This is a genomic window from Acinetobacter sp. TGL-Y2 (assembly GCF_001612555.1).
Taxonomy (GTDB): Bacteria; Pseudomonadota; Gammaproteobacteria; order Pseudomonadales; family Moraxellaceae; genus Acinetobacter.
Genome location: NZ_CP015110.1, coordinates 583,814 through 609,912 on the forward strand (window position 1 = coordinate 583,814; position 26,099 = coordinate 609,912).

Here is a 26,099-nt window from a genome sequence, read left to right on the forward strand (position 1 = left end):
TTTTGAGGTTTTCCTCGATCATAATCTCGCGGTGACATGCTCCATGGTACGGGGCATCACTCCTTAAGGATTTTTTATGCCCATTATTACTTTGCCAAATGGCGATCAAAAGCAGTTTGATCAAGCCGTATCGGTTATGGATGTTGCTTTAAGCATCGGTCCTGGTCTTGCGAAAAATACAGTTGCGGGTCGTGTAAACGATCTTTTGGTTGATGCATCAGATTTAATTACAGAAGATTCAACACTTCAAATCATTACGCCTAAAGATGAGGAAGGGGTCGAAATTATTCGTCATTCTTGCGCACATTTAGTGGGTCATGCTGTTAAGCAATTGTTCCCAGAAGCAAAAATGGTGATTGGTCCTGTAATTGAAGAAGGTTTCTATTACGATATCTTTAGTGAAAAACCATTTACATTAGATGATTTCGCAGCCATCGAAGCACGTATGAAAAAGCTCATCGATGAAGACTACGATGTCATTAAAAAAATGACACCTCGTGCAGAAGTAATTGAGTTATTCACGCAACGTGGCGAAGATTATAAATTACGTTTGATTGATGATATGCCGAATGAGACTCAAATGGGTCTGTACTATCATCAAGAATATGTCGATATGTGCCGTGGTCCGCACGTACCGAATACTAAATTCTTAAAATCATTTAAACTCACCAAAATGTCAGGTGCGTATTGGCGCGGTGATGCGAAGAACGAACAGCTTCAACGTATTTACGGTACAGCGTGGGCAGACAAGAAACAGCTTGCAGCCTATGTAAAACGTATTGAAGAAGCTGAAAAACGTGACCACCGTAAAATTGGTAAAGCGCTTGATTTGTTCCATATGCAAGAAGAAGCACCCGGTATGGTGTTTTGGCATCCGAACGGCTGGACCATTTACCAAGTATTAGAACAATACATGCGTAAAATCCAACAAGACAATGGTTATCAAGAAATTCGTACACCACAGGTTGTAGATTTTACCCTTTGGGAGAAATCAGGTCATGCAGCAAACTATGCTGATGGTATGTTTACTACGCATTCTGAAAACCGTAACTACGCAATTAAACCCATGAACTGTCCTTGCCACGTACAAGTCTTTAACCAAGGTTTGAAATCGTACCGTGATCTTCCAGTGCGTTTAGCAGAATTTGGTTCATGTCACCGTAACGAACCATCGGGTTCATTACACGGTATCATGCGTGTTCGTGGATTTACCCAAGATGATGCACACATTTTCTGTACCAAAGAACAAATTGGTCAAGAAGTGGCAGACTTTATCAAGCTGACTTTAGATGTATATAAAGATTTTGGCTTTGAAGACGTCCAAATGAAACTCTCGACACGTCCTGAAAAACGTGTGGGTGATGATAAACTCTGGGATGTTGCAGAGAAGTCTTTAGCTGATGCTTTAGATGCTGCAGGTCTTGAATGGGATCTTCAACCGGGTGAAGGTGCATTCTATGGTCCAAAAATTGAATTCTCTTTAAAAGATTGCTTAGGTCGTATCTGGCAATGCGGTACAATACAGTGTGATTTTAACTTACCCGTACGTTTAGATGCTTCTTTTGTGACTGAAGAGAATGATCGTGATCATCCTGTAATGTTGCATCGTGCAATTCTTGGCAGTTTTGAACGTTTTATTGGTATACTAATTGAACATTACGCTGGTTTTATGCCACCATGGTTGGCTCCAGTCCAAGCATGTGTGATGAATATTACCGATTCTCAAGGCGCCGCTTGTGAGCAAGTGGTCGCTAAACTCAAAGAAAAGGGCATTCGTGCAATTTCAGACTTGAGAAATGAGAAAATCGGCTTTAAGATTCGTGAGCGTACTCTAGAGCGTATTCCTTACTTATTGGTACTTGGGGATCGCGAAGTTGAGGAAGGAACAGTCAATGTTCGTACTCGCTCTGGAACAAATTTAGGTACTATGTCAATTGATGCTTTCGTTGACTTAGTGAAAGTAGCCGTAGCCGAACGTGGCCGGTATATTGTGGAGTAATAAAGATTAAACAGCCTGACCGTAACCAACAACAAGGTGCTAAAAGCAATCGTCCAGCATTAAATGACGAGATCCGTGCTAAGGAAGTACGTCTCGTTGGTGCTGAAGGAGAGCAAAAGGGCATCGTTTCACTTGCTGAAGCTTTGCGCGCTGCAGAAGAAGTTGAGCTTGATCTTGTAGAGATCGTTGCTAATGCAGAGCCACCTGTTTGTAAGATCATGGATTTTAACAAGCATTTATTCGATCTGAAGCAAAAGCAAAAAGATGCTAAGAAAAAACAGCATCAAGTTCAGGTGAAAGAAATTAAGTTGCGCCCTGGTACAGACATTGGTGATTACAACATCAAGCTGCGTGCCATTCTTCGTTTCTTAGAAGAAGGCAACAAGGTTAAAATTACTTTGCGTTTCCGTGGTCGTGAAATGGCCCACCAACAGCTAGGTTTAGCTCAATTGCAAAAAATTGAAGCTGATGTAACTGATTTTGGTGTGGTTGAACAATCACCGAAAATGGAAGGTCGTCAGATGGGTATGTTGCTTGGTCCTAAAAAGAAAAAGTAATCTATTTTTGACAGAAAAAAGCACTGCATCATGCAGTGCTTTTTTTGTCTGTTACTTGTTGAATGCTGTGAAAAAACACATAAAAAAGACCAGCGATTGCCGGTCTTTCTAATTAATAGATCGAATCGTGTGATTTAACTCGCTTGGGTTTCAATTAAGGGTTGAGCGGATTTGGTGCCAATCGGGATTTGTCGTGGCATTTTTTCCTCTGGAATAATGCGCTGTAATGCAATGCTGAGTAAACCATGTTCATAGCTAGCATTTTGCACTTCAATATGCTCATCCAGTCTTAAAGACAATTTAAACGCACGCCGTGCAATGCCTTTATGCAATAGTTCAATATTGCCGTCTTTGTCATCCTCGCTTGGTTTACCTGATATGCTCAGCACCGAGTTTTCCAAATGTATCGAAAGTTCATCTTCAGAAAAACCAGCTGTTGCAACCACAATGCGATAATGGTTGTCCGCAGTTTTTTCAATATTATACGGTGGATAATTGGGTGTTTCACTTTGCATAGCATAGTCAAACAAATCGTTAAAACGGTCAAAACCAATACTACGACGGAACAGTGGAGTAAGACTCATGTTACTCATTGATAGAACCTCCTGAGGTCAGCAAAGTTATAAAAACAAGATTTCAATCTGTTGTGCATTGCACCGACAGATATTCAGCAACATCATTTGATCATTGCTGATGATTTAAATATCGGTACAGCTTTCAAAATTTCAAGATTATTTTTTCATTTTTTTAAATTTTTTTTTTCAAATGTTTGATATTCAGATATTTGAATCAGCGATTCGCAATTTTATATATGATTTATCCTATCTAAACGTGTTATAAAATAGACAAAATTGAAGAATACAGTACAGAATCAAAAGGATTGAACATGATAGATTTATATTATTGGGGGACACCCAATGGTCAAAAAATAACGATTGCTTTAGAAGAAATGGCTTTGGATTATCGTATTTTTCCGATCAATATTTTAGAAAATGATCAGTTTCAATATGATTTTTTAAAAATTTCACCCAACAATAAAATCCCCGCAATTGTTGATCAAGACGGTCCAGCTGGCGAAGCTATTTCAGTCTTTGAGTCTGGGGCAATTTTGCAATATTTGGGGCGCAAAACTGGTTTATTTTATCCGAAAGACGAGCAAAAGCGTGTCGAAGTCGAACAGTGGCTGATGTGGCAAATGGGCGGCTTGGGTCCGATGCTGGGGCAAAATCATCATTTTGGTAAATTTGCCAAAGAAAAAATCCCTTATGCGATTGAACGTTTTACTGCAGAAACCAAACGTCTTTACACCGTTTTAGATCAGCAGCTCATAGGGCAAGAATATGTGGCAGGAGAGTACTCCATTGCTGATATCGCGATATTTCCGTGGTTACTCCGTTATGAATGGCAAAATATTGCGATAGATGATTATCCAAACGTAAAAAATTATGTTAAACGTTTAAATGCACGCCCTGCTGTGCAAAAGGCACTTGCGATTCAGGTGTAAATCGAAAGCACGGGTCAAGTTGTGATAATATTTAAACATGAAGACATCAACCACCTGAGGGTGGTTTTTTTATTGGATCATATATTGATGAAAGCGTTCTTGTTAAACTTAACCACTATTATTGAACATAATGCCAAAATTTACGCCAGTATTATTGTGGGCATAGTAGGGTGTTTGCTCCTGTTCATTGCTGAAGCTGTACATATTCAAACACTGATACAATCATTGTCGAGTGAAAGTAAAACGGTAGTAAAGGCTGCAATTGAACCTTTAATTCAGCGCTACAGTCTAAGTCGTTACTTTGTAATGATTGCCGCAGTAATTTGGTCGGTCTATGAGTACAAAACCACGAAGAAGAAAATCGGGCGCTCATGCTGAGTTTATTTTTTCTTTTTATCTCGGCCTTTGGAGCGGCAACATTATTGCCGCTGCAATCTGAGGCGGTTTTGATTGGATTATTGCTTCAAAATGAGCACGCGGTATGGGTGCTGATTGTTGTTGCCAGTCTAGGAAATATTTTGGGTTCATGTGTGAACTGGTATTTGGGCATCCAAGTTGAAAAATATAAGGATAAAAAATGGTTTCCTGTGTCAGAGCAGAATATGCAAAAGGCAAAAAAAACCTATCAAAAATATGGGTATTGGTCTTTATTGCTGAGCTGGGTGCCGATTATTGGTGATCCCATTACTTTGATTGCGGGTTTGCTGAAGGAAAGTTTTGTCCGATTTTTACTGATGGTATCTATTGCGAAAATCGGACGTTATCTTTTTATTTATTTGATTTTCTTGGGGGTGATCTAGAGTACAAGCCAAGCTTTAATCACTTAATTTTCTCAATACAATCCGAATAGCCTATGACTTAATTTTTTACGCTATTTCGTGATATCACTGTACAGTGAGAACAAGGTTTTAAAAATATCAGCGCGTCACTTGAGGCTAATTATATTAAGGTTTGCATTGATCTAAATGCAGTTGAATTTCATCCTTTAATGTGGACTTTTTATAAATCCAATATTGACGCGGAACTTTAACTTGAGCCGTTAAAAGCGATTGTTTTAGCACTTGGTCTAAGGTATAGACGCCAGAGCCTTGGGTGATTTTGACCTGTTTCACATTGCCGTGTTTATTCATTTTGAGTGTGAACTTAATTTTACGATCATGCCCATTGAGATCATTGGCACTGATATTAAGCTGTGGCGCTTTAACATAAGTAAATGAGGTTTTCTTTTTCTGTTGTTGTGCCTGCCAAACTTTGGAATCAAAATCGAGCGCGCAATTGCCTGTATTATTTTGATCGAGTTTTAAGCTAAAGGCTTGATAACCAATCATAGATAGCTCATTGCCATTTTTCTGAAATGGTTTTGTTTGGGCTGCATACACCGCTTTTAAAAGAATTTGGTCGAGTTTGGTAATGCCTGTACTTTCTTTCACTGCCGCATCAATGACTTTGCCTGCTTCATTTGCCTTAATTCGAACAATTGCATAGCGATCTTGAGACTTGAGGTCAGCATCATCAAATTGAATTTTAGGGAATTTGACCCATTGAATACGAGTGGTTAAGTGCGCAGATTCAGCCGTTACCGTTTGTGTTGCCAGTTGAGTGATGTTGTTTTCTTTGCTGTATGCCGAAGTTGTGGCAAAACATAGGACAAGGGCAGAATAGAGCAGTGCTTTCATGAATGTAATCTTGATAATAAGTTGAGTGAGTGTCGTACAAGGCGGTGAGAGTATTGACGTATTTACAAAGTGCTGCAAGTTTTTTTGTTTATGTATATGCATGACCATAAAATCAGGATAAAGCCATCAATCAAAGAGTTTGAGTATTTGATCGGAATATCGAAGATGTATTTGCGCTTAGTGCTTTTGTTTTAAACAAAGATGCTTTAGAATACCCGCTCCCTTACCTGCAGGTCGTTTTTGCAATGGTGCAGACGTTCCGAACAGGTGTTCAAAAGAGGTTGTTATGCCTAAGATGAAAACTCGCCGTGGTGCAGCTAAACGCTTTAAAGCGACTGCAAACGGTTTTAAGCGTAAACAAGCGTTCAAACGCCACATTTTGACCAAAAAATCTGCTAAGCGTATTCGTCAATTACGCGGCTGTGTAATGGTTCACGTGAGTGACGTTGCTTCAGTTCGCCGTATGTGCCCGTACATCTAAGGAGATTATAAATGGCTCGTGTAAAACGTGGTGTTCAGGCTCATCGCCGTCACAAAAAAATTCTTGCTCGTGCTAAAGGTTACTACGGCGCTCGCTCACGTGTTTATCGCGTAGCGTTCCAAGCGGTAATCAAAGCTGGTCAATACGCATATCGTGACCGTCGTCAGAAGAAACGTCAATTCCGCGCTTTGTGGATTGCTCGTATCAATGCTGGTGCGCGTTTAAATGGTATGTCGTACAGCCGTATGATTTCTGGCTTGAAAAAAGCTCAGATCATCATCGACCGTCGCGTACTTGCTGACATCGCTATGCATGATGCAGTTGCATTTGCTGCTATCGCTGAAAAAGCGAAAAGCGCATTAGCTGCTTAATTGTCATAGATGATTCAAAAAAAGACCGCTTTTAGCGGTCTTTTTTATGGTCTTATTTTTTTGACCAAAGATATAGCAGGATGATGAGCCCTGTGGTGATCACTGTTATTTTTGCAAGTTCATATTGGCGCATCATCCAAAATAATCCATAAACAATTAAAAAAATAACGATAAATAAAATGAGTAGAGTTGTGATTGCTCTCATACCAGTGATGGGCAGATCTGGGTTCTTTTGAGGTAGTGTTTCGATCTCGGTTGAATCTTCATTGAATTCATCAATATTCGGTTCAAGTTCGGCTTCATAAGTAATGTATTTATTTTTTTGAATTGGGATAAATTTAGTTTTTACTTTAGCATTCTTATAATCATTTGCAGTATGACAAATCAAGTTGATGATTGCAGTTTCAAACTGCTCAGTAAACTCTACATATTGCTCTGTATGTGAATCAATAAAATCGGGGTATGGAGGACGTTCATGATAATTGGTATGCAACTGTGAAAGACATTCATAGACATGTATGCAGCGTTGAAGCAATGAAAAAGCGAGATTATTCGGGTTGTCATCCTCCTCGCTTAATTTTTTTTCTCCGTGATATTCTATAAATAAATTATGGGCGATGAGGAGTCCAGAATCATCTATATAGTTAAACCGATTTTCTAAAAAATTAGCCTTGATATGATTGAAATAACTCATCCAATCTAAATGTTGATCAAAGGCTTGAGCTTTTTGTTCTTGTGCTTCATTTAATCGTATTAAAGTAAATAGTTGATTGTTACTTGCTCTTTGGCTGGAGCTTACGCCACAAAACTCTCGCGGATCTCCAAGAGGGTGAATTTCTTTTGACTTTAGTTTCTCATTGATTTGGATTAAAGCAATCCATCCAAAACCCATACTTTTAAATACTGCGACAGGATAGTTATAGATTGGAAAATCAAAATGAATCTTTTGATTCAATCCACTCTCATCAAAAAGTAGCTCAAAAGGGTAGAGAGAACATGATTTAAAATGTTGCTGAAACAGACCGATCACAAGCCCATCAATAGAATCATAAAGTAAAGTATTTGTTGCATAGTCTCGAACTAAGAATACATCACAAAAAAAAGAACTCCATTCATGCTTAATTTGGTGATACTCAATTTCATTGTTGAAGAAAAGGTTAGCGTTGTATTGGACTCCAAAAATAAATTTCCAATAGTCATCCATTATCATTTTTATCGTCAGTATTTAAGTATATTGTTGGTTCATCATAATTTGGAATTAATGATAGGTAAATGCGAAAACAATATCATTTTAGAAAGGTCGGTGAAGACACCTATATTTGGGATATGGATCAGCTCATTCATCAAAGTTCTCATTTGCCCGTCCTACAAATTTCATTGGATGATATTCAAGAGTTGAAGGAACCTTATTGGTTTCCTAATCATTATCCAAATACAATTGAGCTGCTTGAGCATTTTAAGTTGGTTGGGGAAGCTGATCTAAGTTATCCCATTATTCTCTGTCCTGAAGGGCGAGTTATGGATGGTATGCACCGCGTGGCTAAAGCCAAAATGCTGAACTTAAGTTTTATTGGTGCTGTGCAATTTACAATTATGCCTCAACCAGATTTTATCAATGTAGATGAAGATGATTTATCTTACGATTAAAGTGATGTGTTTGACGCAATAACAAGAAGGCTAATATGTAGAGGTTGGTGTGAAAAGAATTAATGTGGTTGGAACATCTGCTTCAGGGAAAAGTACATTTTCTAAAGCACTCGCTCAGCAGTTGAAACTTAGTTATATCGAACTCGATGACCTGTTTTGGTTGGATGATTGGCAAGAGTCTTCTGATCAGGAATTTTTTAAAAAGGTGCAACAGAAAATCAATCAAGCTCCTGAAGGCTATGTGATTGATGGGAACTACACACGAACCCAAAAAATAAAATGGGAACAGATCGATACCATCATTTGGTTAGACTTACCTTTTCATATCAATTTTTACCGATCCGTAAAACGGGCGTTACATCGGGTTTTCAGTCAACAACCATTATGGATCAGTTCTAATAATACCGAGAGTTTTAAATCATTGTTTGCTCGTGATTCGATTGTTTTTTGGATGGTGAAAACACATCAAAAAAATCGGGAAAAATATCTTAAAATTTTGAATGATCCTCAATATTCGGATATTCAATTTATCCACTTAAGATCGAGAAAAGACATAAATGAATTTTTAACAAGATCAAAATTATGATAAGACATGCGAAACTGAGTGATGCCATCCAAATTGCAGCAGTACATATATTGAGTTGGAAAGAAACGTATACTGGAATTGTTGATCAAGAAATTTTAAATCGTTTAGATGAATCAAAAAAAATCAAGATTTGGGAGAGTGTACTAAAAGATCCAAACCAAGTTGTTTGGGTATACGAGGAAGATCAAACAGTCCTTGGATTCGCAGATTTCTACTTTGATGTGAGTAAAAAAGTTGGAGAGCTTCGAGCAATTTATCTGCTAAAAAAGATACAAGCTAAAGGTGTAGGTCTACAATTGATGGAACAGGGTTTGGCATTATTCAAACAAAAACAATGCCATTTGATGAAGATCGAAGTATTTGATCGAAATCCAAGCCGTTATTTTTATGAAAAGCTTGGAGCAAAGTGTATTAAAATTGAGGATGCTTCAAATTATGCTCATGAATTAAAAATTTTACATTATCACTTAAGCATTGAAACAAATAAAAAAGGAGCTGAGTTGATGTCTGATACACAGTATTTAGCGGAATTACAAAAACAAGTTCAACAAGGCAAACGTTTTGAATATTTAGGCTTTTGGGGGCATACATCCAAACAGTCTCATATCGTAGATAAAAGTTGTTTAAGTCAGTGGTATCCTGCCAGTTTTGAACTTGATGGGCATCTTTATAAAAATACTGAGCAATATATGATGGCTCAAAAAGCCAAATTGTTTGATGATTATGATATCTTTTCTAAGATTCTTTTAACTGGGAATCCAAAAGAAATTAAAGCACTAGGTCGTTTAGTTAAAAATTATCAAGATGATACATGGGTAAAACATCGTTTGGCTATTGTGGTTAAAGGGAATTTGGCTAAATTCTCACAAAATAAAAACTTAGGTCAATTCCTATTAAATACGGGAGATCAGGTCTTAGTTGAGGCTTCGCCGTTTGATAAAATTTGGGGAATTGGCGTCGACGAACATGACCAGACTGTAGACAAGCCTGTTCTTTGGAAGGGATTAAATCTACTCGGTTTTGCTTTGATGGAAGTACGGAAACAATTATAAATTGCCTCCGTACTCATTTTTTATAGCCCAAAATAATAAGCACAAACACAAATCAACACGGTAATCATAATTAAAGCAAAAACATTCGATTTACCCGATTTATGCTCTGATTTTGAACTGTGTATTTCATTATTGAAAAAGCGCTTTTCAGTTTTGTATGTTGCAGGTTCATCTAACGGTGAGCTCACCTCAATCGGGGTTAATCGAGCCGTTTTGTAGTGATTGGCCACTTTGGTCACGAATTTTGCAGTGAGGTCTTCAAGTTTTTGTTGGAAGTGACGCAGATTCAAAATTTCATCCGCCGCTAATGCTTGGCCATTCTCTTGAATAGGCTGTCTGATTTTTTGGGATATATAACGATGCAGGGCATCTAATCGAATCAAGCTGTCGTGGGCATATGTAGCATTGTAATGGCTGGGTAGAAGAGCCAAGTTCAGTTGATCTGAAATAATGGAGTCTTCACTGTTTGGTTTCAATTCATAGCCATAATAGGACTGACCCAACAAATGAGGTGCAATAAAGCCTTGAGCCAAAGGCTGATCAAATAATGCATGTTCTGTAAAGACGTGAATATCATCCCAATTTGGCTGTTGCAGATCAGCCTCGACACGTTTTGCATGGGTTGAGTTGAGTTCAAAACGCCACATGATTTCTGTACGAACCTTACTTCTTTGATGTAGTGGTACGTCAAAATCATTGTCCGCGGTATACCATTCAGCCAGTTCTTTACCAAAAATCCAAGCAACTTGGGATTTGGCATGATGACTGACAATAAAGTGCGCATAGGGCAGCAATTCCACATTCGGATTGGGGTTTTTTTCATCCATAAGGAGGCTTGAGTTGTGTAAGCTAATTTTGCTTACCCCTTGTTTTTTTAAACTTTCTAACCATATTTGAAAATGTTGTGCTAGCAAATGCTGATTATTTAAATCACGAAAAGCCAAAATATGTTGGTTAAAAATGGCATGATTCGCCCAGTCATTGAAACTGAGGTTTTGATTTAGATATTCATTGCCATAGCTGACAAGTGCAAGTTGTTGTTTCCAAATTGGGTCAAGAGCCATGGTTCATCTTCTGGGTGACATTGGCAATATCTTATCCTTTTTATAAATCAAATTACTATTCTTATTGCGCATATAATTTTCCGCTTTCTAAACTTCATTCGACTGCATAAAAACTGTTAGAATATGCAGTTATATTATTTTTTCTTATATTGTTGCTTTGAGAGTTACTATGTCACTGGAAGCCTTGACCACTGAAGCGCTCGCTGCCATTGCAGCAGCAGACGACCTTGCTACACTCGATCAAGTACGTGTGCAGTTTACGGGTAAGAAAAGCCAGCTCGCTGAACAATCGAAGTCGCTGGGCAAAATGGACCCTGAAGAACGTAAAGTTTTTGGTGCTCAGATTCATGCAGTACGTGAAGCCATCAATAGTGCATTGACTGAGCGACAAGCGTCTTTGCAAAAAGCTGCATTAGAACAAAAACTTGCAAGTGAACAGATTGATATTACTTTGCCGGGTCGTGGTCAGGCAGTGGGCAGTATTCACCCTGTGACACAAGTGCAAGATCGTATTTGCCAATTCTTTACCAAGGCTGGTTTTAGTATTGCCACAGGTCCAGAAGTTGAAGATGACTATCATAACTTTGAAGCACTCAATATTCCGGGTCATCATCCTGCGCGTGCAATGCATGATACTTTTTACTTTGATGTGAATCATTTGCTACGTACGCATACATCTGGTGTGCAGATTCGCACCATGGAAACCTCACAGCCACCCATTCGTATTGTCTGCCCGGGTCGTGTCTATCGCTGTGACTCGGATCAAACGCATTCTCCAATGTTCCATCAAATTGAAGGGTTGTATGTGGCTGAGAAAACCAGCTTCGCAGAACTGAAAGGGTTATTGATTAACCTTTTAAATGAGTTCTTCGAAAAAGACTTAACGGTGCGTTTCCGTCCTTCTTATTTCCCATTTACAGAACCAAGTGCTGAAGTGGATATTATGGATGAACGTGGTCGTTGGTTGGAGGTTTTAGGCTGCGGTATGGTGCATCCCAATGTACTTCAAGCTGCGGGCATTGATCCTGAAAAATATACAGGTTTTGCATTTGGTCTAGGTGTAGAGCGTTTCGCAATGCTTCGCTACGGAGTGAATGACTTGCGTATGTTCTTCCAAAATGATGTGCGTTTCTTACGCCAGTTTGCTTAATAGTTTGAATCGATATTTAACAATTTAAAGGTTTATAAAAATCCCCCTAAATCCCCCTTTAGAAAGGGGGACTTCCACGTTATGAAGATCGCACGTGTTTCCCCCTCTTTTTCAAAGAGGGGTTAGGGGAGATTAAGGAAATTGAATATGAAAATTAGCGAAAATTGGTTACGTACATGGGTGAATCCTGCTGTAGACAGCGATACGCTTTCAAATCAACTCACCATGTTGGGTTTAGAGGTTGATGAGCTTTCTCCTGCAGCTAAACCATTTACAGGCGTGCTTGTGGGTGAAGTGTTGACTGTAGAGCAACATCCAGATGCAGACCGCTTACGTGTAACGACGGTCAATATTGGTTCGGGTGAGCCATTACAAATCGTATGCGGTGCACCAAACGTGCGTGTGGGTATGAAAGCACCGGTTGCAACCATTGGTGCGGTGTTGCCTGGCGATTTTAAAATTAAAAAAGGCAAGCTTCGTGGTGTTGAATCACAAGGCATGCTATGCGGTGCATCTGAAATTGATTTAGAAGATAAAATTGATGGTTTGTTAGAGCTTCCAGATGATGCGCCAGTGGGTGTAAATATTCGTGAATACTTAGACCTTGATGACAACGTCATCGATATCAGTATTACGCCTAACCGTGGTGACTGTTTCAGTATTCGTGGGATTGCACGTGAAATTGGAGTGATCAACCAATTGCCTGTAAATGCCCCTGAAATTAAAGATGTTACTGCAACGATTTCAGATGAAAAGAAAGTGGTTGTTACAACTGAAGGTTGCCCACGCTATTTAGGTCGCGTAATCAAAAATGTAAACACCAAAGCTGCAACACCTGTATGGATGGAGCGAGCACTTGCGCGTTCAGGTATTCGTCAGCACAGCATTTTAGTTGATATTACCAACTATGTGCTTATGGAACTGGGTCAACCGCTACATGCGTTTGATGCTGGAAAAGTTCAAGGTTCGGTTCATGTCCGTCAAGCGACCGCAAGTGAGAAACTGGTTCTACTGAATGAACAAGAAGTTGAGCTGAATACTGATGTTATGGTCATTGCAGATGATGAGAAAGCATTGGCAATCGCAGGGGTTATGGGCGGATTATCTTCATCTGTAACAGATGAAACCACTGAAATTTTTCTTGAATCTGCATTCTTTGCACCACTTGCAATTGCGGGTCGTGCGCGTAAATTTGGTCTGCATACAGATGCATCACAGCGTTATGAACGCGGTGTAGATTTTGAATTACCTATGATGGCAATGCAACGTGTATCACAATTGATTTCTGAGCTTGCTGGTGGTGAATTTGGTCCAATTACCATTGCAGAAAACGCGGCAGTTTTGCCAACGCGTGATGCAATTCAACTGAATCAAGTCCAAGTGGATCAATTGCTAGGTTATAAAGTTGAATCTGATTTCATTGGCGATGCATTAACACGTCTTGGCTGTATTGTTACTGTTCAAGCAGAAGGGCAATGGTCAGTGATTCCACCATCACATCGTTATGATATGGCCATTTACCAAGATTTGATTGAAGAAGTGGCACGTATTCATGGTTATGACAACATTCAAATCAGCTTACCCGTCATTGATGTAAAATTGGCGAAGCATCAGGACCAGTTTGAATTGCCACAATTACGTCAAACTCTAGTCACTTTGGGTTATCAAGAAGCCATCAGCTTTAGCTTTGCAGATTTAAAACTTGAAAAGCAATTGAATCCTGCGGTGAATCCATTGGCATTGGCAAACCCAATTTCAAGCGATTTGGCAGTCATGCGTTCAACTCTACTCTCAAGCTTAATTCCATGTGTACAGCACAATATTAATCGTCAGCAGAGTCGTGTTCGCTTCTTTGAATTAGGTTTGCGTTTTGATTATCAAGATGCAAGCAGCATTCATGACTTAAAGCAAATTCCAACGCTTGCGATGATTGCAGTGGGTGCAAAAACTTCAGAATCTTGGCATGCTAAAGCACAGACCATGGATTTCTTCGATCTTAAAGGTGAGGTAGAAGAGATTTTAGCGGCAGGTCGTGTCAAGGTTGAGTATATTCGTTCAACGCGTAGTTGGCTACATCCAGGACAATCTGCTGAAATTTTAGTGAATGGAAAATCAATCGGTTACTTAGGTCGCATGCATCCTTCATTGGAGGAGAAACTCGACTTAGGCACAACATGGGTTGCAGAAGTCGATCAATTGTCTGTTTTGCAAACTTATGTATCTAATTTTACAGAATTATCACGATTTCCATCGGTTAGACGTGATATTGCGCTTTTAATTAATGATAAGATTAATGTTAGTGAAATTCAGCAACTTATCGAAAAAGCAGGTGGTGAGCTTTTAGACTCTACTTGGTTATTCGATGTGTACACGGGTCAAGGTGTTGAAGATGGCAAGCGCTCATTGGCATTTGCACTTCTATGGCAACATCCATCACGCACACTTGAAGATGCTGAAATTAAATCCGGCATGGATCACATTATTCAAGTGTTGCAAGACACTTACCAAGCGACATTGAGGGCCTCATGACAGCATTAACAAAAGCAGAAATGGCTGATCATTTGAGTGAGCTCACGAGTTTAAACCGTCGTGAAGCTAAGCAAATGGTTGAGTTGTTTTTTGATGAAATTAGCCAAGCATTGATTGCTGGCGAACACGTCAAACTTTCAGGTTTTGGTAATTTTGAACTACGTGACAAACGTCAACGTCCAGGGCGAAACCCGAAGACTGGGGAAGAGATTCCAATTTCAGCGCGACGTGTTGTTACATTCCGCGCGGGTCAGAAATTTAGACAACGTGTGGGTACAGAGCAAGTTGATTAATACTCTCTGATTTTAAGAACCTCGAATAGTTCGCTATTCGGGGTTTTTTATTATGAATATTTTGATTTGATCATGAAAAATAACTTCTTACGCAAAATCTGGGCGAAAAAAAAGAGAACCAGAGGTTCTCTTTTTTCGAATAATAATCTAAAAGACTATTATTGAGCAGCAGAAGCAGAAGCAGTAGCGTCAGCAGCAGCATCAACAGCAGCAGATGCAGCATCAACAGCAGTGTCAGCAGCAGCAGCAGCTTCAACAGCTACGTCAGATGCAGCTTCAACTGCAGCAGCATCAGCAGCTACAACAGCTTCAGATGCAGCTTCAACAGCTTCAGATGCAGCAGCGTTAGCGTCAGCAGCAGCTTCTTCAGTTTTTTTAGCACAACCAACGAAAGCTAAAGTAGTAGCAACGGCAGCAGCAATAGCAATTTTTTTGAATAACATGGCATCACTCTCATTAAATATATAGAGACAAAAAACCCGGTTAGTCTGTTGTGTGCTTTTATTATTCCTAACGTTAGCAAGGTTAATAACGCATGGAGCAGCCTAACTGGTATGCCGACATGCTATCACTGCGCATTTTGAATTACTACTGGGTAAAATGAAAAAAATGCCCAAAATGACAAAAAAACGATGCTTTTTTAACAGATAATTACAATTGATTTGTCATTTTAAATTGGATAAATACAAACTAAGCTACTAAAAATATGGTAGTTTTATAGTGAGGCTTGATATTTATCAAATTCTTATAAATAACTTTACAGAGTTTTGAGCCAATTGTGTATTTATGTAATAGCTGTCAACCAAAAAAAGACCACCTATTAAAGGTGGTCTTTTTTTATGACTAAAGAATTAATTTGCAGCTTTACGCTTCATTTGATCAAAGAAGTCATCATTGGTTTTGGTTTCTTTCATACGGTCGAGTAGAAATTCCATTGCTGCAAGCTCATCCATTGGATGTAGTAGCTTACGTAAAATCCAGACTTTACGTAGATTATCTTCAGACATGAGACGTTCTTCACGACGCGTGCCTGATTTTTTAATGTTCATAGCAGGGAAGACGCGTTTTTCAGCAATACGGCGATCAAGTGTAATCTCTTGGTTACCTGTACCTTTGAATTCTTCGTAAATCACTTCATCCATTTTACTGCCCGTTTCAATCAGCGCAGTAGAAATGATGGTCAATGAGCCACCTTCTTCGATATTACGTGCAGCACCGAAGAAACGCTTTGGACGCTCAAGTGCATGTGCATCCAAACCACCGGTCAATACTTTGCCCGATGACGGAATCACAGTATTATAAGCACGCGCTAAACGCGTGATGGAGTCAAGTAGAATAACCACATCTTTCTTGTGTTCAACTAAACGTTTCGCTTTTTCAATGACCATTTCAGCCACTTGAACGTGACGAGCAGGGGCTTCATCGAAGGTTGATGCAATGACTTCACCGCGAACTGTACGTTCCATTTCTGTTACTTCCTCTGGACGTTCGTCAATAAGAAGAACGATCAGGAAAATTTCAGGGTTATTACGTACAATCGATTGTGCGATATTTTGAAGTAAAATGGTTTTACCCGCTTTGGGTGGTGCAACGATAATTGAACGTTGACCTTTACCAATCGGCGCTATCAGATCGACCACACGAGAGGTCAAATCTTCAGTCGAACCATTCCCTAACTCCATCATCAACTGTTCAGTTGGGAAGAGTGGGGTTAAGTTTTCAAAAAGAATTTTATTACGTGAGTTTTCAGGTGTGTCGTAGTTAATTTGGTTGACTTTTAACAGTGCAAAATAACGTTCACCTTCTTTTGGTGGACGAATCGTACCTGTAATGGTGTCACCCGTGCGTAAGTTAAAACGACGAATTTGCGACGGACTGATATAGATATCATCAGGACCCGCGAGGTAAGAGCCTGCTGCGGAACGAAGAAAGCCAAAACCATCAGAAAGAATTTCAAGAACACCATCACCAAAAATCTCTTCACCATTCATTGCATGGCGTTTCAAAATGGCAAAGATAATGTCTTGCTTACGGTTACGTGCCATTCCTTCTAGGCCCATGAACTCAGCAATTTTGATGAGTTCGCCTATCGGTTTTTTCTTGAGTTCAGTTAAGTTCATATATGGTCAGATTGAATTAAGGATGTGTGGTACAAAATAGAAATGAAGCAAAAGACATCCGCAGTGCAAGAAAAGAGTAGCAATTGATTTGCACAACAACAAACTCAGAATCTAGTTAGTTCTTTCGAGGAGAAATGTGTAAAAACAATTTCTTTAGCCGAGCGGCGATCTTATGTTTTGTGTTTTGTAAGAAACGTGGAGGAAATTTCCAAGTGTTCCTTGAACATGCAATATAAGTGAGATAGCGAACTTTGTCAATTTAAGGATGAAAAAAACGCCATGAAATCACGGCGCTTGATGTTCTAAATTTGAATTTAAAATTTAGATATTTTCTTCGATGAATGCAGCCAATTTAGATTTAGGCGCAGCACCCACTTGTTGACCCACAACTTCACCATTTTTAAACATCAAAAGTGCAGGAATGTTACGAATGTTATAGTTTACCGCGGTCTCTTCGCAGGCAGTCACGTCAACTTTAACAATTTTCACTTTACCTTCATATTCATTTGCAAGTACTTCAAGTACAGGTGCAATGGCTTTACAAGGCGCACACCAGCCTGCCCAGAAATCGACAAGTACAGGTGTATCGGAGTTTAAAACGTCAGCTTCAAAATTAGCATCAGTGGTATTTACAATATTAGCGGACATGGAAGTTGCTCCAAATGTTTTTTTAAAGATGATCTATCTATGAATATAAGTATTACATAGACATCTTTAACAAAGTAGGGGAATGCGTAAATTTTCAAGCTTTATTGTGCATTTGTCCAATTGATGCTGACGATATTGACGATCGGTGTAACACAACTGTCATATATGCAGAAAAAGTAATAGCTCGTGAAATTGACTGAATAAATGGCTTTGAAATTAGTCTGAGGTGAATTAATCTAGGCACAATTCTGGATGAACTTGTTTAAATAATGTCTGATTTTTTAATTGATGAAGAATTACTTGCAGCCATCGATATGGGCTCAAACAGTTTCCATTTGGCGATTGCACGTGTGGACCACGGCGAAGTCAAAAAAGTGGCGTCCATGTCAGAAAAAGTACAATTGGCTGCAGGGTTAGACGAAAATAAAAATTTAACAGAAGCCGCGCAGCAGCGTGGATTGGCATGTTTAGCGCGTTTTGTCGGGCGTTTAAGTTCGGTGCAATCAAACCGTTTACGAATCGTAGCGACCAACGCACTACGTCAAGCCAAGAACGGGCACGAGTTTATTCAAAAAGCCGCAGAAATTTTACCCAAACCGATTGAAATTATTGCGGGTCGAGAAGAGGCACGTTTAATTTATTTGGGCGTGTCACACACCATGGTAAATTCCGGTCGCCGTTTAGTGATCGATATTGGTGGTGGGTCGACAGAGTTAATTATTGGTGAAGAGTTTGAGCCTATTCATACAGAATCTGTACAAATGGGCTGTGTTGCTTTTACCAAAGCCTATTTTGCTGATGGCGAAATTAGTCAAAAAGCGTTTGATAAAGCCATGACTGCGGCGCGTAAAGAAATGTCAGGTTTAGTGAATACTTATAAAGCGGCAGGTTGGGAAACAGTGGTTGGTTCAAGCGGAACCATCAAAGCCTGTCGTCAAATTGCCGTCAATATGGGCTGGAGTGATGATCAAGAGAATCTCACCCGTGAAGGCTTAGAAAAGCTTAAAGATAAACTGCTGAAATATAAGCATGTCTCAGAACTCGAATTTGATGGACTCAAAGAAGATCGTCGTGCTGTATTACCCGCGGGTGTTGCTATTTTATATGCAGTCTTTGAAGTTCTTAATATTGATAAATTGGTCTATTCGGATGGGGCATTGCGTGAAGGCGTGATGTATGACCTGTTGGGTCGTTTTCAGCATGAAGACGTACGTGATCGCAGTGTCCAAGCCCTGATGGGACGTTACGGTGCAGATCAAAAGCAAGCAGAACGAGTGGTGGAAACAGCGCAAGAATTGTTTAATCGTGTCGCAGCAACATTGAAACTGGGCAGTGATGACAGTGATTTGCTTCGTCGTGCTGCTTATTTACATGAAATTGGTTTGGCGATTAGTCATGCGGGCTATCATCGTCATGGTGCATACCTGTTGCAGCATTCTGACATCGCAGGTTTCTCGCAAATTGATCAGAACTATTTGTCACATTTGGTCGCTCATCATCGTCGTAAATTACGTGTTGAAGCGAAAAGTGACGTGCAAAAAGTCGGTGGAATCAAGTTAGTTTACCTATGTCTACTGCTTCGTTTAGCGATTTTGCTGAATCACAGCCGTAGTGATGAGATGCTTCCTGCCATTGAATTAACCATTCTAGATGAGCAACAATGGCAGCTTAGAGTTTCTGGTGATGCCAAACAATGGCCGCTGTTGGTTGCAGATTTGCATGATGAGCAAGTGCAATTTAAACATTGGGACATTGATTTGCATATTCAGTCGGAACAATTTATCGATGCTGAGTCAATCGGTAATCAGAATTTTATCAGTTAACTAAATGTTGGTTAATTTAGGGATATTCATCGACTTATGAAAAATAAAGCTGCGCAGTCTAAAGCATGGAAAACGGTTCAAATTGCACGTCATCCAGATCGTCCACAATTTTTGGATTATGTCGGTGAAATTTTTACTGAATTCGATGCTTTACATGGCGACCGTCTCTATGGTGATGATGGTGCAATGGTGGGTGGTTTAGCACGTTTTAACGGTCAAGCGGTAATGATAGTGGGTCAACATCGCGGTCGTAGTACACGTGAAAAACTGCAATATAACTTTGGAATGAGTAATCCTGAAGGTTATCGTAAATCACAACGTTTACTGAATATGGCTGAACGTTTCAATCTGCCTGTATTTACCTTTATTGATACCATGGGTGCATATCCCGGGGTAGGCGCAGAAGAACGTGGTCAAGCAGAAGCGATTGCGACCAGTTTAGCGCAGCTTTCATCTTTGAAAGTGCCTGTGATTGCAACAGTTTTGGGTGAAGGCGGTTCTGGTGGTGCGCTCGGCATTGGCGTGGCGGACCGTGTGATTATGCTCTCTCACAGTATTTATTCAGTGATTTCACCTGAAGGCTGTGCGTCAATTTTATGGAAAACTGCAGAAAAAGCAGAACAAGCCAGTGAAGCACTGGCATTAACGGCAGATAAACTTTCTGCGCTGGGTATTGTCGAATACGTGGTGGATGAAGGTGAAGGCGCACATTTACAGCCCATTGCTGTAATGGAAAAGCTTAAAGATGTGTTACAACAAGCACTTGATGAACTGACTCCAATGGATGCAAGCGAACGATGCGAAGCGCGTTACCAACGTTTAATGAAGTTTGGCAGCGACAATTCAGGTCTAGCTTCTTAAAACAGGGTTCACAATTTAGTGATCAAACCACATTCTTAATTGGATGTAGCGGCGGCATGGATTCCATGCTGCTGCTTTTTTTGCTGTCTGAAATTTATCCTGATCGTGTTCGGGCGATCTATGTGAATCACCAATTACAGCGAGTCAGTGATGATTGGGCTGTTTTCGTTGAAAATTACTGCCTCGCCAAAAATATTCCTGTTATTGTTCAAAATGTTGCTGTTTTATCAGGTAATTTAGAGAATCAAGCACGCGAAGCGCGATATCGTGCCTTTGAGCAGCATCTGCAAGCCAACGAAATTCTTCTGCTTGCGCACCATCAGCAAGATCAAGCTGAAACCTTAATGCTACGTCTACTTTCAGGCGCAGGTGTGCAAGGTTTATCTGCCATGAAAATGATTGATCAACGCGAAAAAATCACCATGTGGCGACCACTTTTGGATCTCTCGCGTGAGCAGATTTGCCAATGGGTCCGCCAGCTACAGATTCCTTATGTGAATGATCCAACCAATCTCGATACCCACTTTGATCGTGCATGGTGCAGACAGGAGCTTTGGCATATTTTGCAAAGTCGCTTTCCAAAAATGCAGGATGCTTTAAGCCGAACCAGCTATCTGATGCAGGATGCGGATGAAATTTTAAATGAAGTTTTGGCCCAAGATTTAGCCTATTGTGGTCATGATCGGCAGCTTGATTTACATAAACTTAAGCAACTTTCTAAAGCACGGCAACGGCAACTGCTGTCTGTTTGGATGCGAGGAAAATCAAACTATCGTCCTGCCTATGACATGGTAGAGCGTCTGCAAGATGAAGTCATCGATGCCAAGGTGGATGCACAAGGGGCACTTCATTGGAACGGTTTTTATTATGTACGTTATCAAAATGTACTTCATCGACTTGCACAAGATATCTATCTAGCAGATCAACAGCCCAAACCTTCAGACATTCATTTAAAGTTTGAATTGAATCAGCAGATTGATTTGCACTCAGGTCAATTTAAAATTGAGTCTCATGACATGGGTTTAAGCCCTGAGTTGCTGGGCAAAGTACTTAATTTGAGATGGCGTACGGGCGGTGAAAAAATTCATTTGTATGGCAGAGTAGGAACTTGGCCGCTAAAAAAAGCGATTCAAGGAGCACAAATTTTTCCGTGGATGCGTCAGACAATTCAAATATTAAGCATAGATAATGTTATGCTTGGTGTTTTTACGCCACAAGGGTTTTGGTTGGCTCAGTCTAAATACTGCGAAGTGGGTGGATGGCAACCAAAGTTAATCTCTTCGTTATAATAAAGATGCAAAAGTCGAGTGTGATTCATGAGTGCTGCTTTAAATTGTAATATTTGTTTCATTGGCGGTGGAAACATGGCTCAAGCCTTAATTGGTGGCTTGCTCAGTCGTGGACTTCCTGCTACACGCATTACAGTGTCTGATCCGGTCGAGCGTGTTCGTGAGTTATTACAAGAAAAAGATGTCCATGTAACCGAAGATAATTTGGCTGCCATTCGTGATGCAGATGTGGTGGTTTTGGCCGTAAAGCCCCAAGTTTTGGCCTCAGTGTTGAAGCCGCTTCACGGTTTATTTGACGGTAAGTTGATTGTTTCAATTGTTGCAGGTGCAGAAATTGCAACCATTAGCCAATTTACCGGATCTGCGTATGTCGTTCGCGTGATGCCTAATACGCCCGCATTGGTTCAAACTGGGGCGCATGGTTTATATGCGCATGAAGTTGTTGATGCCTCTAAACGTGAGTTGGCCAGTCAGATCTTAGCTGCGACAGGTTTAACGCTTTGGCTTAACACCGAATCGCAAATTGATGCGGTGACTGCCGTATCGGGTTCAGGTCCTGCCTACTTTTTCTATATGATGGAAAGTATGATCCAAGCCGGTAAAAACTTGGGACTCGATGAAAAAGTTGCCACTGCATTAACCTTGCAAACCGCTTTAGGTGCTGCACAAATGGCAATCACTAGCTCAAATACACCGGCTGAACTGCGTAAAAATGTCACTTCCCCCAATGGGACAACCCAAGCGGCATTGGAAGTTTTTGATCGTGCTCAAATTTCACAGAACATTCAAGCGGCTTTGGCTGCTGCGCAAAAGCGTAGCCAAGAGTTAGCAGAAGAATTAAGTGAAAGTGCTAAATAACCGAATTGATTAGGAAAATTTAAGTATGGGTGCGAGTTCTGCGCTATTTTTTGACATTATTATTAATGTCGCAATCTTATTGGTGTTCTTTCGCTTTTTAATGCAACTGGCGGGTGTGAACGCATATAATCCTGTGGTTTTATCCACCACCAAAGCCACTCAAATTGTCGATATTTTTGGTCGTATTTTACCAACCGTCGGCGGTGGGCGAGTCAATCTCGCGGCTTTGGTCTTGGTCATTTTGCTGTACTTCTTAAAAGTATTTGGTGTTAAATATCTGAATGCTCAGCCTACAGGTGATGCGCTTTATTTTATTGCATCGACTGTGTTGTCTATGCTGCAAGCATTGATCTCGATTTTGAAATACTTGCTCTTTGGTTACATTATTTGTAGCTGGATTGTGATGTTTTCTCAATCGCGTTCACCTTATATTGAGGCGATTCAAGAATTGGCTGAACCGATGCTGGCGCCTTTTCGTAAGATTATGCCGAATATGGGCATGATTGATCTTTCTCCCATATTGGCATTCTTTACTTTATATATTGCTGAGATGATGTTGAAGTCGATTGGATAAAGTTTCAGATGTAAAAAAGGACTCCATGGAGTCCTTTTTTAGCTTTAGGGATAATGAATCCCTCCCCTTACGAAGCAGTGCTTCTCACCTTTAGAAAAGGGGAGAGGCTGTGAAGTCCCTCTTTTCAAAGAGGGATTTAGGGAGATTTTAATGATTAATGCGCTTCGTCCCAGTTTTTACCTTTGCCTACTTCAACCAGTAAAGGCACTGAAATTTTCACCACATTTTGCATCGCTTCGGCAATTTTCAGCGCCAATTCATCTGCAATGCTTTCATCCACTTCAAAGACCAATTCATCGTGGACTTGGAGTAATAATTTGGCTTGGTCTTTCGGTAAAATTTTATCCACCGCGATCATGGCAAGTTTAATAATTTCTGCCGCTGAGCCTTGAAGTGGCGCATTAATCGCAGCCCGTTCTGCTGCTTTACGAATCATCATATTACGGGCATCAATTTCAGGCGTATACAGGCGACGACCTAAAATGGTTTCCACAAAACCTTGCTCCAATGCCACTTGGCGGGTACGTTGCATATACTCATAAATGCCCGGATAACGCTGGAAATACTGCTTGATATAGTTTTGTGATTCTTCACGGCTAAAGCCCAACTGACGAATTAAACCAAACTCAGACATGCCGTAGAGTAGTCCAAAGTTGACCGCTTTGGCTTGGCGACGTTGATCATTCGTGACATCCTCAAGGGCAACATTTAACACTTCAGCAGCAGTACGGCGATGCACGTCTTGACCATTGTTAAAGGCATCGACCAAGGCTTCATCTTGAGAAAAATGTGCCATTAAACGCAGTTCAATTTGAGAATAATCGGCTGCCAGTAACACACGCCCTTCAGGTGCGACAAAGGCTTTGCGAATTTGACGCCCAATTTCCTCACGTATAGGAATATTTTGTAAGTTTGGATCAGTTGAAGAGAGCCGTCCAGTTGCGGTTAATGCTTGATGATAACTGGTATGTACACGATGCGAACCATCATTGGCTTGCTTGAGCAATCCATCGGTATAGGTACTTTTGAGTTTTGATAGACCACGATACTCTAAAATCAGTTCAGCAATCGGATGATTAATTTTTTCTAAAATACTTTCACTGGTGCTGTACTGACCTGTTGCAGTTTTCTTACCGCCTTTAAGCCCTAATTTATCAAATAGGATTTCACCGACTTGTTTTGGTGAGCTGACATTAAACGGTTGACCTGCGATTTCAATGATCTGATTTTCCAGATTTTGAATGGTGTCTGCAAATTCACAGCCTAACTGGTCCAGAAATGCCAGATCCAAAGCAATGCCATTTTCTTCCATTGAGGTTAAAACAGTCGCGGTTGGAACTTCGATGTTTTGTAAAATATCCAGCAGTGGAGGCGTTTCTTTCAGTTTACGTTCCAATACCTCATACAAACGATAGGTCACATGCGCATCTTCCGCGGCATAATGGGCAGCAGTTTCAATCTCGATTTGATTGAAGGTCTTTTGTTTCGCGCCTTTGCCTGCCACTTGTTCATAGGTGGTGGTGAGGTGGCTTAAGTAAACCCGTGCCACATCATCCATACCATGACGAGTTGCGACAGCATTCAAGACATAGGATGCGAGCATGGTATCGAAATACCAACCTTGTAAATGAATCCCATGATTTTCTAAAATGTGCGCATCATATTTTAAATGATGGCCAATTTTCTTGACTTCGGGATTTTCTAAAATCGGTTTAATTTGCGCAATAATTGCATCACGATTGAGTTGTTCAGGTGCGCCTTCGTAGTCATGTGCCAGTGGAATGTAATAGGCATCATTGGCATCGAATGCAACAGAGAATCCGACCATTTCGGCTACACGATAATCTAAGCTGGTGGTTTCAGTATCAAATGCAAAGCAGGTTTCCGTACTGAAACGTTTGAAGAAGTTTTCCCAATCTGATGGGGTCAGTATCGTGTGGTAGGTGGCTTGACCCAATTGATCATCGACACTACTTTGTGTCGCTTGATCCTCAGTCGCAATCTCGCTCGGTGCTTGCGGTGCAACTGATTTTTCAATGGCTTTGGCGCTTTGCTTATATGCGCTGTGATTTGGATTATTCGGATGATCTAAGGACTGTAATTGGTTGCGAAATTCAAGTTCAGTATACAGACGGCGTAATTCAGCGACATTTGGATCAGCCACTCTTAAATCTTCATAGGTAAGATTTAATTCCAAGTCACAGACAATACTCGCCAATTGATGATCCAGCGTTATACCTTCGACACTGTCTTTAATGTTTTGACCAACTTTACCTTTAATCTGATCGACATTTTCTAAAATACCGCCAATCGAGCCGTATTCATTCAACAGTTTCGCTGCGGTTTTGGCCCCCACACCCGGAACGCCCATAATTCCGTCAGAGGCATCGCCCATCAAGGTTAAATAGTCGATGATTTGATTTGGCCATACCCCAAATTTTTCAAAGACGCCATTCACATCCATCGGTTTGTCTTTAAAGCTGTCTTCTAATGTCACTTTGTCCGTGACCAACTGCGCCATGTCTTTATCACCAGTGGAGATAAGAACTTGGTAACCCTCTTTTTCTGCACGTTTGGCCAGTGTCCCGATAATATCATCGGCTTCAGCGCCCGGCAGTACATGCAGAGGAATGCCTAATGCCCGAATCAAATTATGCAAATATGGTATTTGTTGTGACAACTCATCCGGCATGCTTGGACGATCACCTTTATAAATGGGTGACAATTCATGTCGAAAAGTCGGCTCTGGCGTGTCAAAAATCACCGCCATATGGGTCGGTTGCACACGGCGCATCAGTTTTTGGATTGCAGAAATTGCGCCACGAATAGCGTTGGTCTGTAAACCTGTTGACGTGGTTAACGGCGGGAGTGCGTGATAGGCACGAAATAAAAAATATGACCCATCGACCAAGACAAATGGTGGCATTGAAACTTTCCTTATCCAAATAACCCGATTATTGTACGTGATTTTTGGGCATTCCGCTGACTCTTGGCAGGGCTTACGCTTACCGAATATC

The 26,099-nt window shown here is 40.5% G+C and carries 26 protein-coding genes and 1 pseudogene; 19 read left to right on the forward strand and 8 right to left on the reverse strand.

The features are described from left to right. Window positions 1-76: 76 nt before the first annotated feature. Both thrS and infC read left to right on the forward strand, forming a co-directional pair. The gene (gene thrS / locus AMD27_RS02705; RefSeq protein WP_067656020.1) at window positions 77-1,999 is read left to right on the forward strand and encodes a threonine--tRNA ligase; all 1,923 of its coding nucleotides are present in this window, start codon (window positions 77-79) and stop codon (window positions 1,997-1,999) included. Window positions 2,000-2,004: 5 nt separating this feature from the next. Further along, the gene (gene infC, locus AMD27_RS02710; RefSeq protein WP_081405911.1) at window positions 2,005-2,556 is read left to right on the forward strand and encodes a translation initiation factor IF-3; all 552 of its coding nucleotides are present in this window, start codon (window positions 2,005-2,007) and stop codon (window positions 2,554-2,556) included. Window positions 2,557-2,690: 134 nt separating this feature from the next. On the opposite strand, the gene AMD27_RS02715 is transcribed toward infC, so the two are convergent. Then, the gene (locus AMD27_RS02715) at window positions 2,691-3,149 is read right to left on the reverse strand and encodes an Hsp20 family protein (RefSeq protein WP_067656030.1); all 459 of its coding nucleotides are present in this window, start codon (window positions 3,147-3,149) and stop codon (window positions 2,691-2,693) included. Window positions 3,150-3,442: 293 nt separating this feature from the next. On the opposite strand from AMD27_RS02715, the gene AMD27_RS02720 reads away from it, so the two are divergent. The 3 genes from AMD27_RS02720 (at window position 3,443) to AMD27_RS02730 (ending at window position 4,860) form a co-directional block, all read left to right on the forward strand. Next, on the forward strand, window positions 3,443-4,060 hold the full coding sequence (locus AMD27_RS02720; protein WP_067656033.1) for a glutathione binding-like protein: 618 nt from the start codon (window positions 3,443-3,445) through the stop codon (window positions 4,058-4,060). A gap of 87 nt (window positions 4,061-4,147) precedes the next feature. Continuing rightward, a complete protein-coding gene (locus tag AMD27_RS02725; protein WP_228140694.1) occupies window positions 4,148-4,438 on the forward strand; it encodes a hypothetical protein in 291 nt (96 codons plus the stop codon). After that, the gene (locus AMD27_RS02730; protein WP_067662716.1) at window positions 4,435-4,860 is read left to right on the forward strand and encodes a YqaA family protein; all 426 of its coding nucleotides are present in this window, start codon (window positions 4,435-4,437) and stop codon (window positions 4,858-4,860) included. The genes AMD27_RS02725 and AMD27_RS02730 overlap by 4 nt, the downstream gene beginning before the upstream one ends. A gap of 144 nt (window positions 4,861-5,004) precedes the next feature. On the opposite strand, the gene AMD27_RS02735 is transcribed toward AMD27_RS02730, so the two are convergent. Further along, window positions 5,005-5,736: an energy transducer TonB family protein gene (locus tag AMD27_RS02735; RefSeq protein ID WP_067656039.1), complete on the reverse strand. Its 732-nt coding sequence runs from the start codon at window positions 5,734-5,736 to the stop codon at window positions 5,005-5,007. A 286-nt stretch (window positions 5,737-6,022) separates the two neighbouring features. Here AMD27_RS02735 and rpmI point away from each other — a divergent pair, with 286 nt between their 5' ends. Together rpmI and rplT are read left to right on the forward strand one after the other, a co-directional pair. After that, complete coding sequence (gene rpmI, locus AMD27_RS02740) at window positions 6,023-6,217, forward strand: 50S ribosomal protein L35 (protein ID WP_004278281.1); 195 nt, start codon at window positions 6,023-6,025, stop codon at window positions 6,215-6,217. A gap of 11 nt (window positions 6,218-6,228) precedes the next feature. After that, window positions 6,229-6,588 (forward strand): 50S ribosomal protein L20, encoded by a 360-nt coding sequence (gene rplT / locus AMD27_RS02745; RefSeq protein WP_067656042.1) that lies wholly within the window; start codon window positions 6,229-6,231, stop codon window positions 6,586-6,588. A gap of 52 nt (window positions 6,589-6,640) precedes the next feature. Here the strand turns inward: rplT and AMD27_RS02750 are convergent, their stop codons facing one another. After that, complete coding sequence (locus tag AMD27_RS02750; RefSeq protein WP_150115742.1) at window positions 6,641-7,792, reverse strand: hypothetical protein; 1,152 nt, start codon at window positions 7,790-7,792, stop codon at window positions 6,641-6,643. Between the two features lie 68 nt (window positions 7,793-7,860). Here AMD27_RS02750 and AMD27_RS02755 point away from each other — a divergent pair, with 68 nt between their 5' ends. The 4 genes and pseudogenes from AMD27_RS02755 (at window position 7,861) to AMD27_RS19000 (ending at window position 9,873) form a co-directional block, all read left to right on the forward strand. Then, a complete protein-coding gene (locus AMD27_RS02755) occupies window positions 7,861-8,235 on the forward strand; it encodes a hypothetical protein (RefSeq protein WP_067656049.1) in 375 nt (124 codons plus the stop codon). Between the two features lie 49 nt (window positions 8,236-8,284). Next, on the forward strand, window positions 8,285-8,821 hold the full coding sequence (locus AMD27_RS02760) for an AAA family ATPase (RefSeq protein ID WP_067656052.1): 537 nt from the start codon (window positions 8,285-8,287) through the stop codon (window positions 8,819-8,821). Then, a pseudogene (locus AMD27_RS18995) lies at window positions 8,818-9,222 on the forward strand (GNAT family N-acetyltransferase); the annotation flags it as partial. The gene AMD27_RS02760 and the pseudogene AMD27_RS18995, both read left to right, overlap by 4 nt. A 102-nt stretch (window positions 9,223-9,324) precedes the next feature. Continuing rightward, window positions 9,325-9,873 (forward strand): NADAR family protein, encoded by a 549-nt coding sequence (locus AMD27_RS19000; protein WP_067662719.1) that lies wholly within the window; start codon window positions 9,325-9,327, stop codon window positions 9,871-9,873. Window positions 9,874-9,893: 20 nt separating this feature from the next. On the opposite strand, the gene AMD27_RS02770 is transcribed toward AMD27_RS19000, so the two are convergent. Beyond that, window positions 9,894-10,937, reverse strand: coding sequence for a hypothetical protein (locus AMD27_RS02770; RefSeq protein WP_067656059.1), 1,044 nt, complete (start codon window positions 10,935-10,937; stop codon window positions 9,894-9,896). A gap of 169 nt (window positions 10,938-11,106) precedes the next feature. Between AMD27_RS02770 and pheS the strand changes: the two genes are divergently transcribed. The 3 genes from pheS (at window position 11,107) to AMD27_RS02785 (ending at window position 14,909) form a co-directional block, all read left to right on the forward strand. Further along, window positions 11,107-12,087: a phenylalanine--tRNA ligase subunit alpha gene (gene pheS, locus AMD27_RS02775; protein ID WP_067656062.1), complete on the forward strand. Its 981-nt coding sequence runs from the start codon at window positions 11,107-11,109 to the stop codon at window positions 12,085-12,087. 147 nt (window positions 12,088-12,234) lie between these two features. Then, window positions 12,235-14,616: a phenylalanine--tRNA ligase subunit beta gene (gene pheT / locus AMD27_RS02780; RefSeq protein ID WP_067656065.1), complete on the forward strand. Its 2,382-nt coding sequence runs from the start codon at window positions 12,235-12,237 to the stop codon at window positions 14,614-14,616. Then, entirely contained in the window at window positions 14,613-14,909 is a 297-nt protein-coding gene (locus AMD27_RS02785) for an integration host factor subunit alpha (protein WP_035265376.1), read from the forward strand. The genes pheT and AMD27_RS02785 overlap by 4 nt, the downstream gene beginning before the upstream one ends. A 158-nt stretch (window positions 14,910-15,067) precedes the next feature. Here the strand turns inward: AMD27_RS02785 and AMD27_RS02790 are convergent, their stop codons facing one another. From AMD27_RS02790 to trxA, 3 genes are all read right to left on the reverse strand, one after another. Next, the gene (locus tag AMD27_RS02790) at window positions 15,068-15,352 is read right to left on the reverse strand and encodes a hypothetical protein (RefSeq protein ID WP_067656068.1); all 285 of its coding nucleotides are present in this window, start codon (window positions 15,350-15,352) and stop codon (window positions 15,068-15,070) included. Between the two features lie 408 nt (window positions 15,353-15,760). Further along, a complete protein-coding gene (gene rho, locus AMD27_RS02795; RefSeq protein ID WP_067656071.1) occupies window positions 15,761-17,029 on the reverse strand; it encodes a transcription termination factor Rho in 1,269 nt (422 codons plus the stop codon). A gap of 321 nt (window positions 17,030-17,350) precedes the next feature. Beyond that, window positions 17,351-17,677 carry a thioredoxin gene (gene trxA, locus AMD27_RS02800; protein WP_067656074.1) on the reverse strand — a complete coding sequence of 109 codons (327 nt, stop codon included), beginning with the start codon at window positions 17,675-17,677 and terminating at the stop codon, window positions 17,351-17,353. A gap of 269 nt (window positions 17,678-17,946) precedes the next feature. Between trxA and ppx the strand changes: the two genes are divergently transcribed. From ppx to AMD27_RS02825, 5 genes are read left to right on the forward strand one after another with little or no spacing between them, the layout of a single operon-like run. Further along, window positions 17,947-19,500 (forward strand): exopolyphosphatase, encoded by a 1,554-nt coding sequence (ppx, locus tag AMD27_RS02805; RefSeq protein ID WP_067656077.1) that lies wholly within the window; start codon window positions 17,947-17,949, stop codon window positions 19,498-19,500. A 36-nt stretch (window positions 19,501-19,536) separates the two neighbouring features. Then, window positions 19,537-20,361, forward strand: coding sequence for an acetyl-CoA carboxylase carboxyltransferase subunit alpha (locus AMD27_RS02810; RefSeq protein WP_067656080.1), 825 nt, complete (start codon window positions 19,537-19,539; stop codon window positions 20,359-20,361). Then, window positions 20,298-21,650 (forward strand): tRNA lysidine(34) synthetase TilS, encoded by a 1,353-nt coding sequence (gene tilS / locus AMD27_RS02815; protein ID WP_081405913.1) that lies wholly within the window; start codon window positions 20,298-20,300, stop codon window positions 21,648-21,650. The genes AMD27_RS02810 and tilS overlap by 64 nt, the downstream gene beginning before the upstream one ends. A 27-nt stretch (window positions 21,651-21,677) precedes the next feature. Further along, entirely contained in the window at window positions 21,678-22,508 is an 831-nt protein-coding gene (gene proC / locus AMD27_RS02820) for a pyrroline-5-carboxylate reductase (protein ID WP_067656086.1), read from the forward strand. Between the two features lie 25 nt (window positions 22,509-22,533). Further along, window positions 22,534-23,082, forward strand: coding sequence for a YggT family protein (locus tag AMD27_RS02825; protein ID WP_067656089.1), 549 nt, complete (start codon window positions 22,534-22,536; stop codon window positions 23,080-23,082). Between the two features lie 154 nt (window positions 23,083-23,236). On the opposite strand, the gene polA is transcribed toward AMD27_RS02825, so the two are convergent. Next, a complete protein-coding gene (gene polA / locus AMD27_RS02830) occupies window positions 23,237-26,008 on the reverse strand; it encodes a DNA polymerase I (protein WP_067656091.1) in 2,772 nt (923 codons plus the stop codon). Window positions 26,009-26,099 lie beyond the last annotated feature (91 nt).

Bases quoted from the DNA above. Each gene is read 5' to 3' on its own strand.
- AMD27_RS02785 (WP_035265376.1), top strand. From the start codon at position 14,613: ATGACAGCATTAACAAAAGCAGAAATGGCTGATCATTTGAGTGAGCTC.
- AMD27_RS02750 (WP_150115742.1), bottom strand. From the start codon at position 7,792: ATGGATGACTATTGGAAATTTATTTTTGGAGTCCAATACAACGCTAAC.
- AMD27_RS02755 (WP_067656049.1), top strand. From the start codon at position 7,861: ATGCGAAAACAATATCATTTTAGAAAGGTCGGTGAAGACACCTATATT.
- thrS (WP_067656020.1), top strand. From the start codon at position 77: ATGCCCATTATTACTTTGCCAAATGGCGATCAAAAGCAGTTTGATCAA.
- AMD27_RS02825 (WP_067656089.1), top strand. From the start codon at position 22,534: ATGGGTGCGAGTTCTGCGCTATTTTTTGACATTATTATTAATGTCGCA.
- rplT (WP_067656042.1), top strand. From the start codon at position 6,229: ATGGCTCGTGTAAAACGTGGTGTTCAGGCTCATCGCCGTCACAAAAAA.
- AMD27_RS02770 (WP_067656059.1), bottom strand. From the start codon at position 10,937: ATGGCTCTTGACCCAATTTGGAAACAACAACTTGCACTTGTCAGCTAT.
- AMD27_RS02790 (WP_067656068.1), bottom strand. From the start codon at position 15,352: ATGTTATTCAAAAAAATTGCTATTGCTGCTGCCGTTGCTACTACTTTA.
- rpmI (WP_004278281.1), top strand. From the start codon at position 6,023: ATGCCTAAGATGAAAACTCGCCGTGGTGCAGCTAAACGCTTTAAAGCG.
- proC (WP_067656086.1), top strand. From the start codon at position 21,678: ATGAGTGCTGCTTTAAATTGTAATATTTGTTTCATTGGCGGTGGAAAC.
- AMD27_RS02735 (WP_067656039.1), bottom strand. From the start codon at position 5,736: ATGAAAGCACTGCTCTATTCTGCCCTTGTCCTATGTTTTGCCACAACT.
- rho (WP_067656071.1), bottom strand. From the start codon at position 17,029: ATGAACTTAACTGAACTCAAGAAAAAACCGATAGGCGAACTCATCAAA.
- AMD27_RS02810 (WP_067656080.1), top strand. From the start codon at position 19,537: ATGAAAAATAAAGCTGCGCAGTCTAAAGCATGGAAAACGGTTCAAATT.
- pheS (WP_067656062.1), top strand. From the start codon at position 11,107: ATGTCACTGGAAGCCTTGACCACTGAAGCGCTCGCTGCCATTGCAGCA.
- trxA (WP_067656074.1), bottom strand. From the start codon at position 17,677: ATGTCCGCTAATATTGTAAATACCACTGATGCTAATTTTGAAGCTGAC.
- ppx (WP_067656077.1), top strand. From the start codon at position 17,947: ATGTCTGATTTTTTAATTGATGAAGAATTACTTGCAGCCATCGATATG.
- polA (WP_067656091.1), bottom strand. From the start codon at position 26,008: ATGCCACCATTTGTCTTGGTCGATGGGTCATATTTTTTATTTCGTGCC.
- AMD27_RS19000 (WP_067662719.1), top strand. From the start codon at position 9,325: ATGTCTGATACACAGTATTTAGCGGAATTACAAAAACAAGTTCAACAA.
- AMD27_RS02720 (WP_067656033.1), top strand. From the start codon at position 3,443: ATGATAGATTTATATTATTGGGGGACACCCAATGGTCAAAAAATAACG.
- AMD27_RS02715 (WP_067656030.1), bottom strand. From the start codon at position 3,149: ATGAGTAACATGAGTCTTACTCCACTGTTCCGTCGTAGTATTGGTTTT.
- AMD27_RS02725 (WP_228140694.1), top strand. From the start codon at position 4,148: ATGAAAGCGTTCTTGTTAAACTTAACCACTATTATTGAACATAATGCC.
- pheT (WP_067656065.1), top strand. From the start codon at position 12,235: ATGAAAATTAGCGAAAATTGGTTACGTACATGGGTGAATCCTGCTGTA.
- tilS (WP_081405913.1), top strand. From the start codon at position 20,298: ATGCGAAGCGCGTTACCAACGTTTAATGAAGTTTGGCAGCGACAATTC.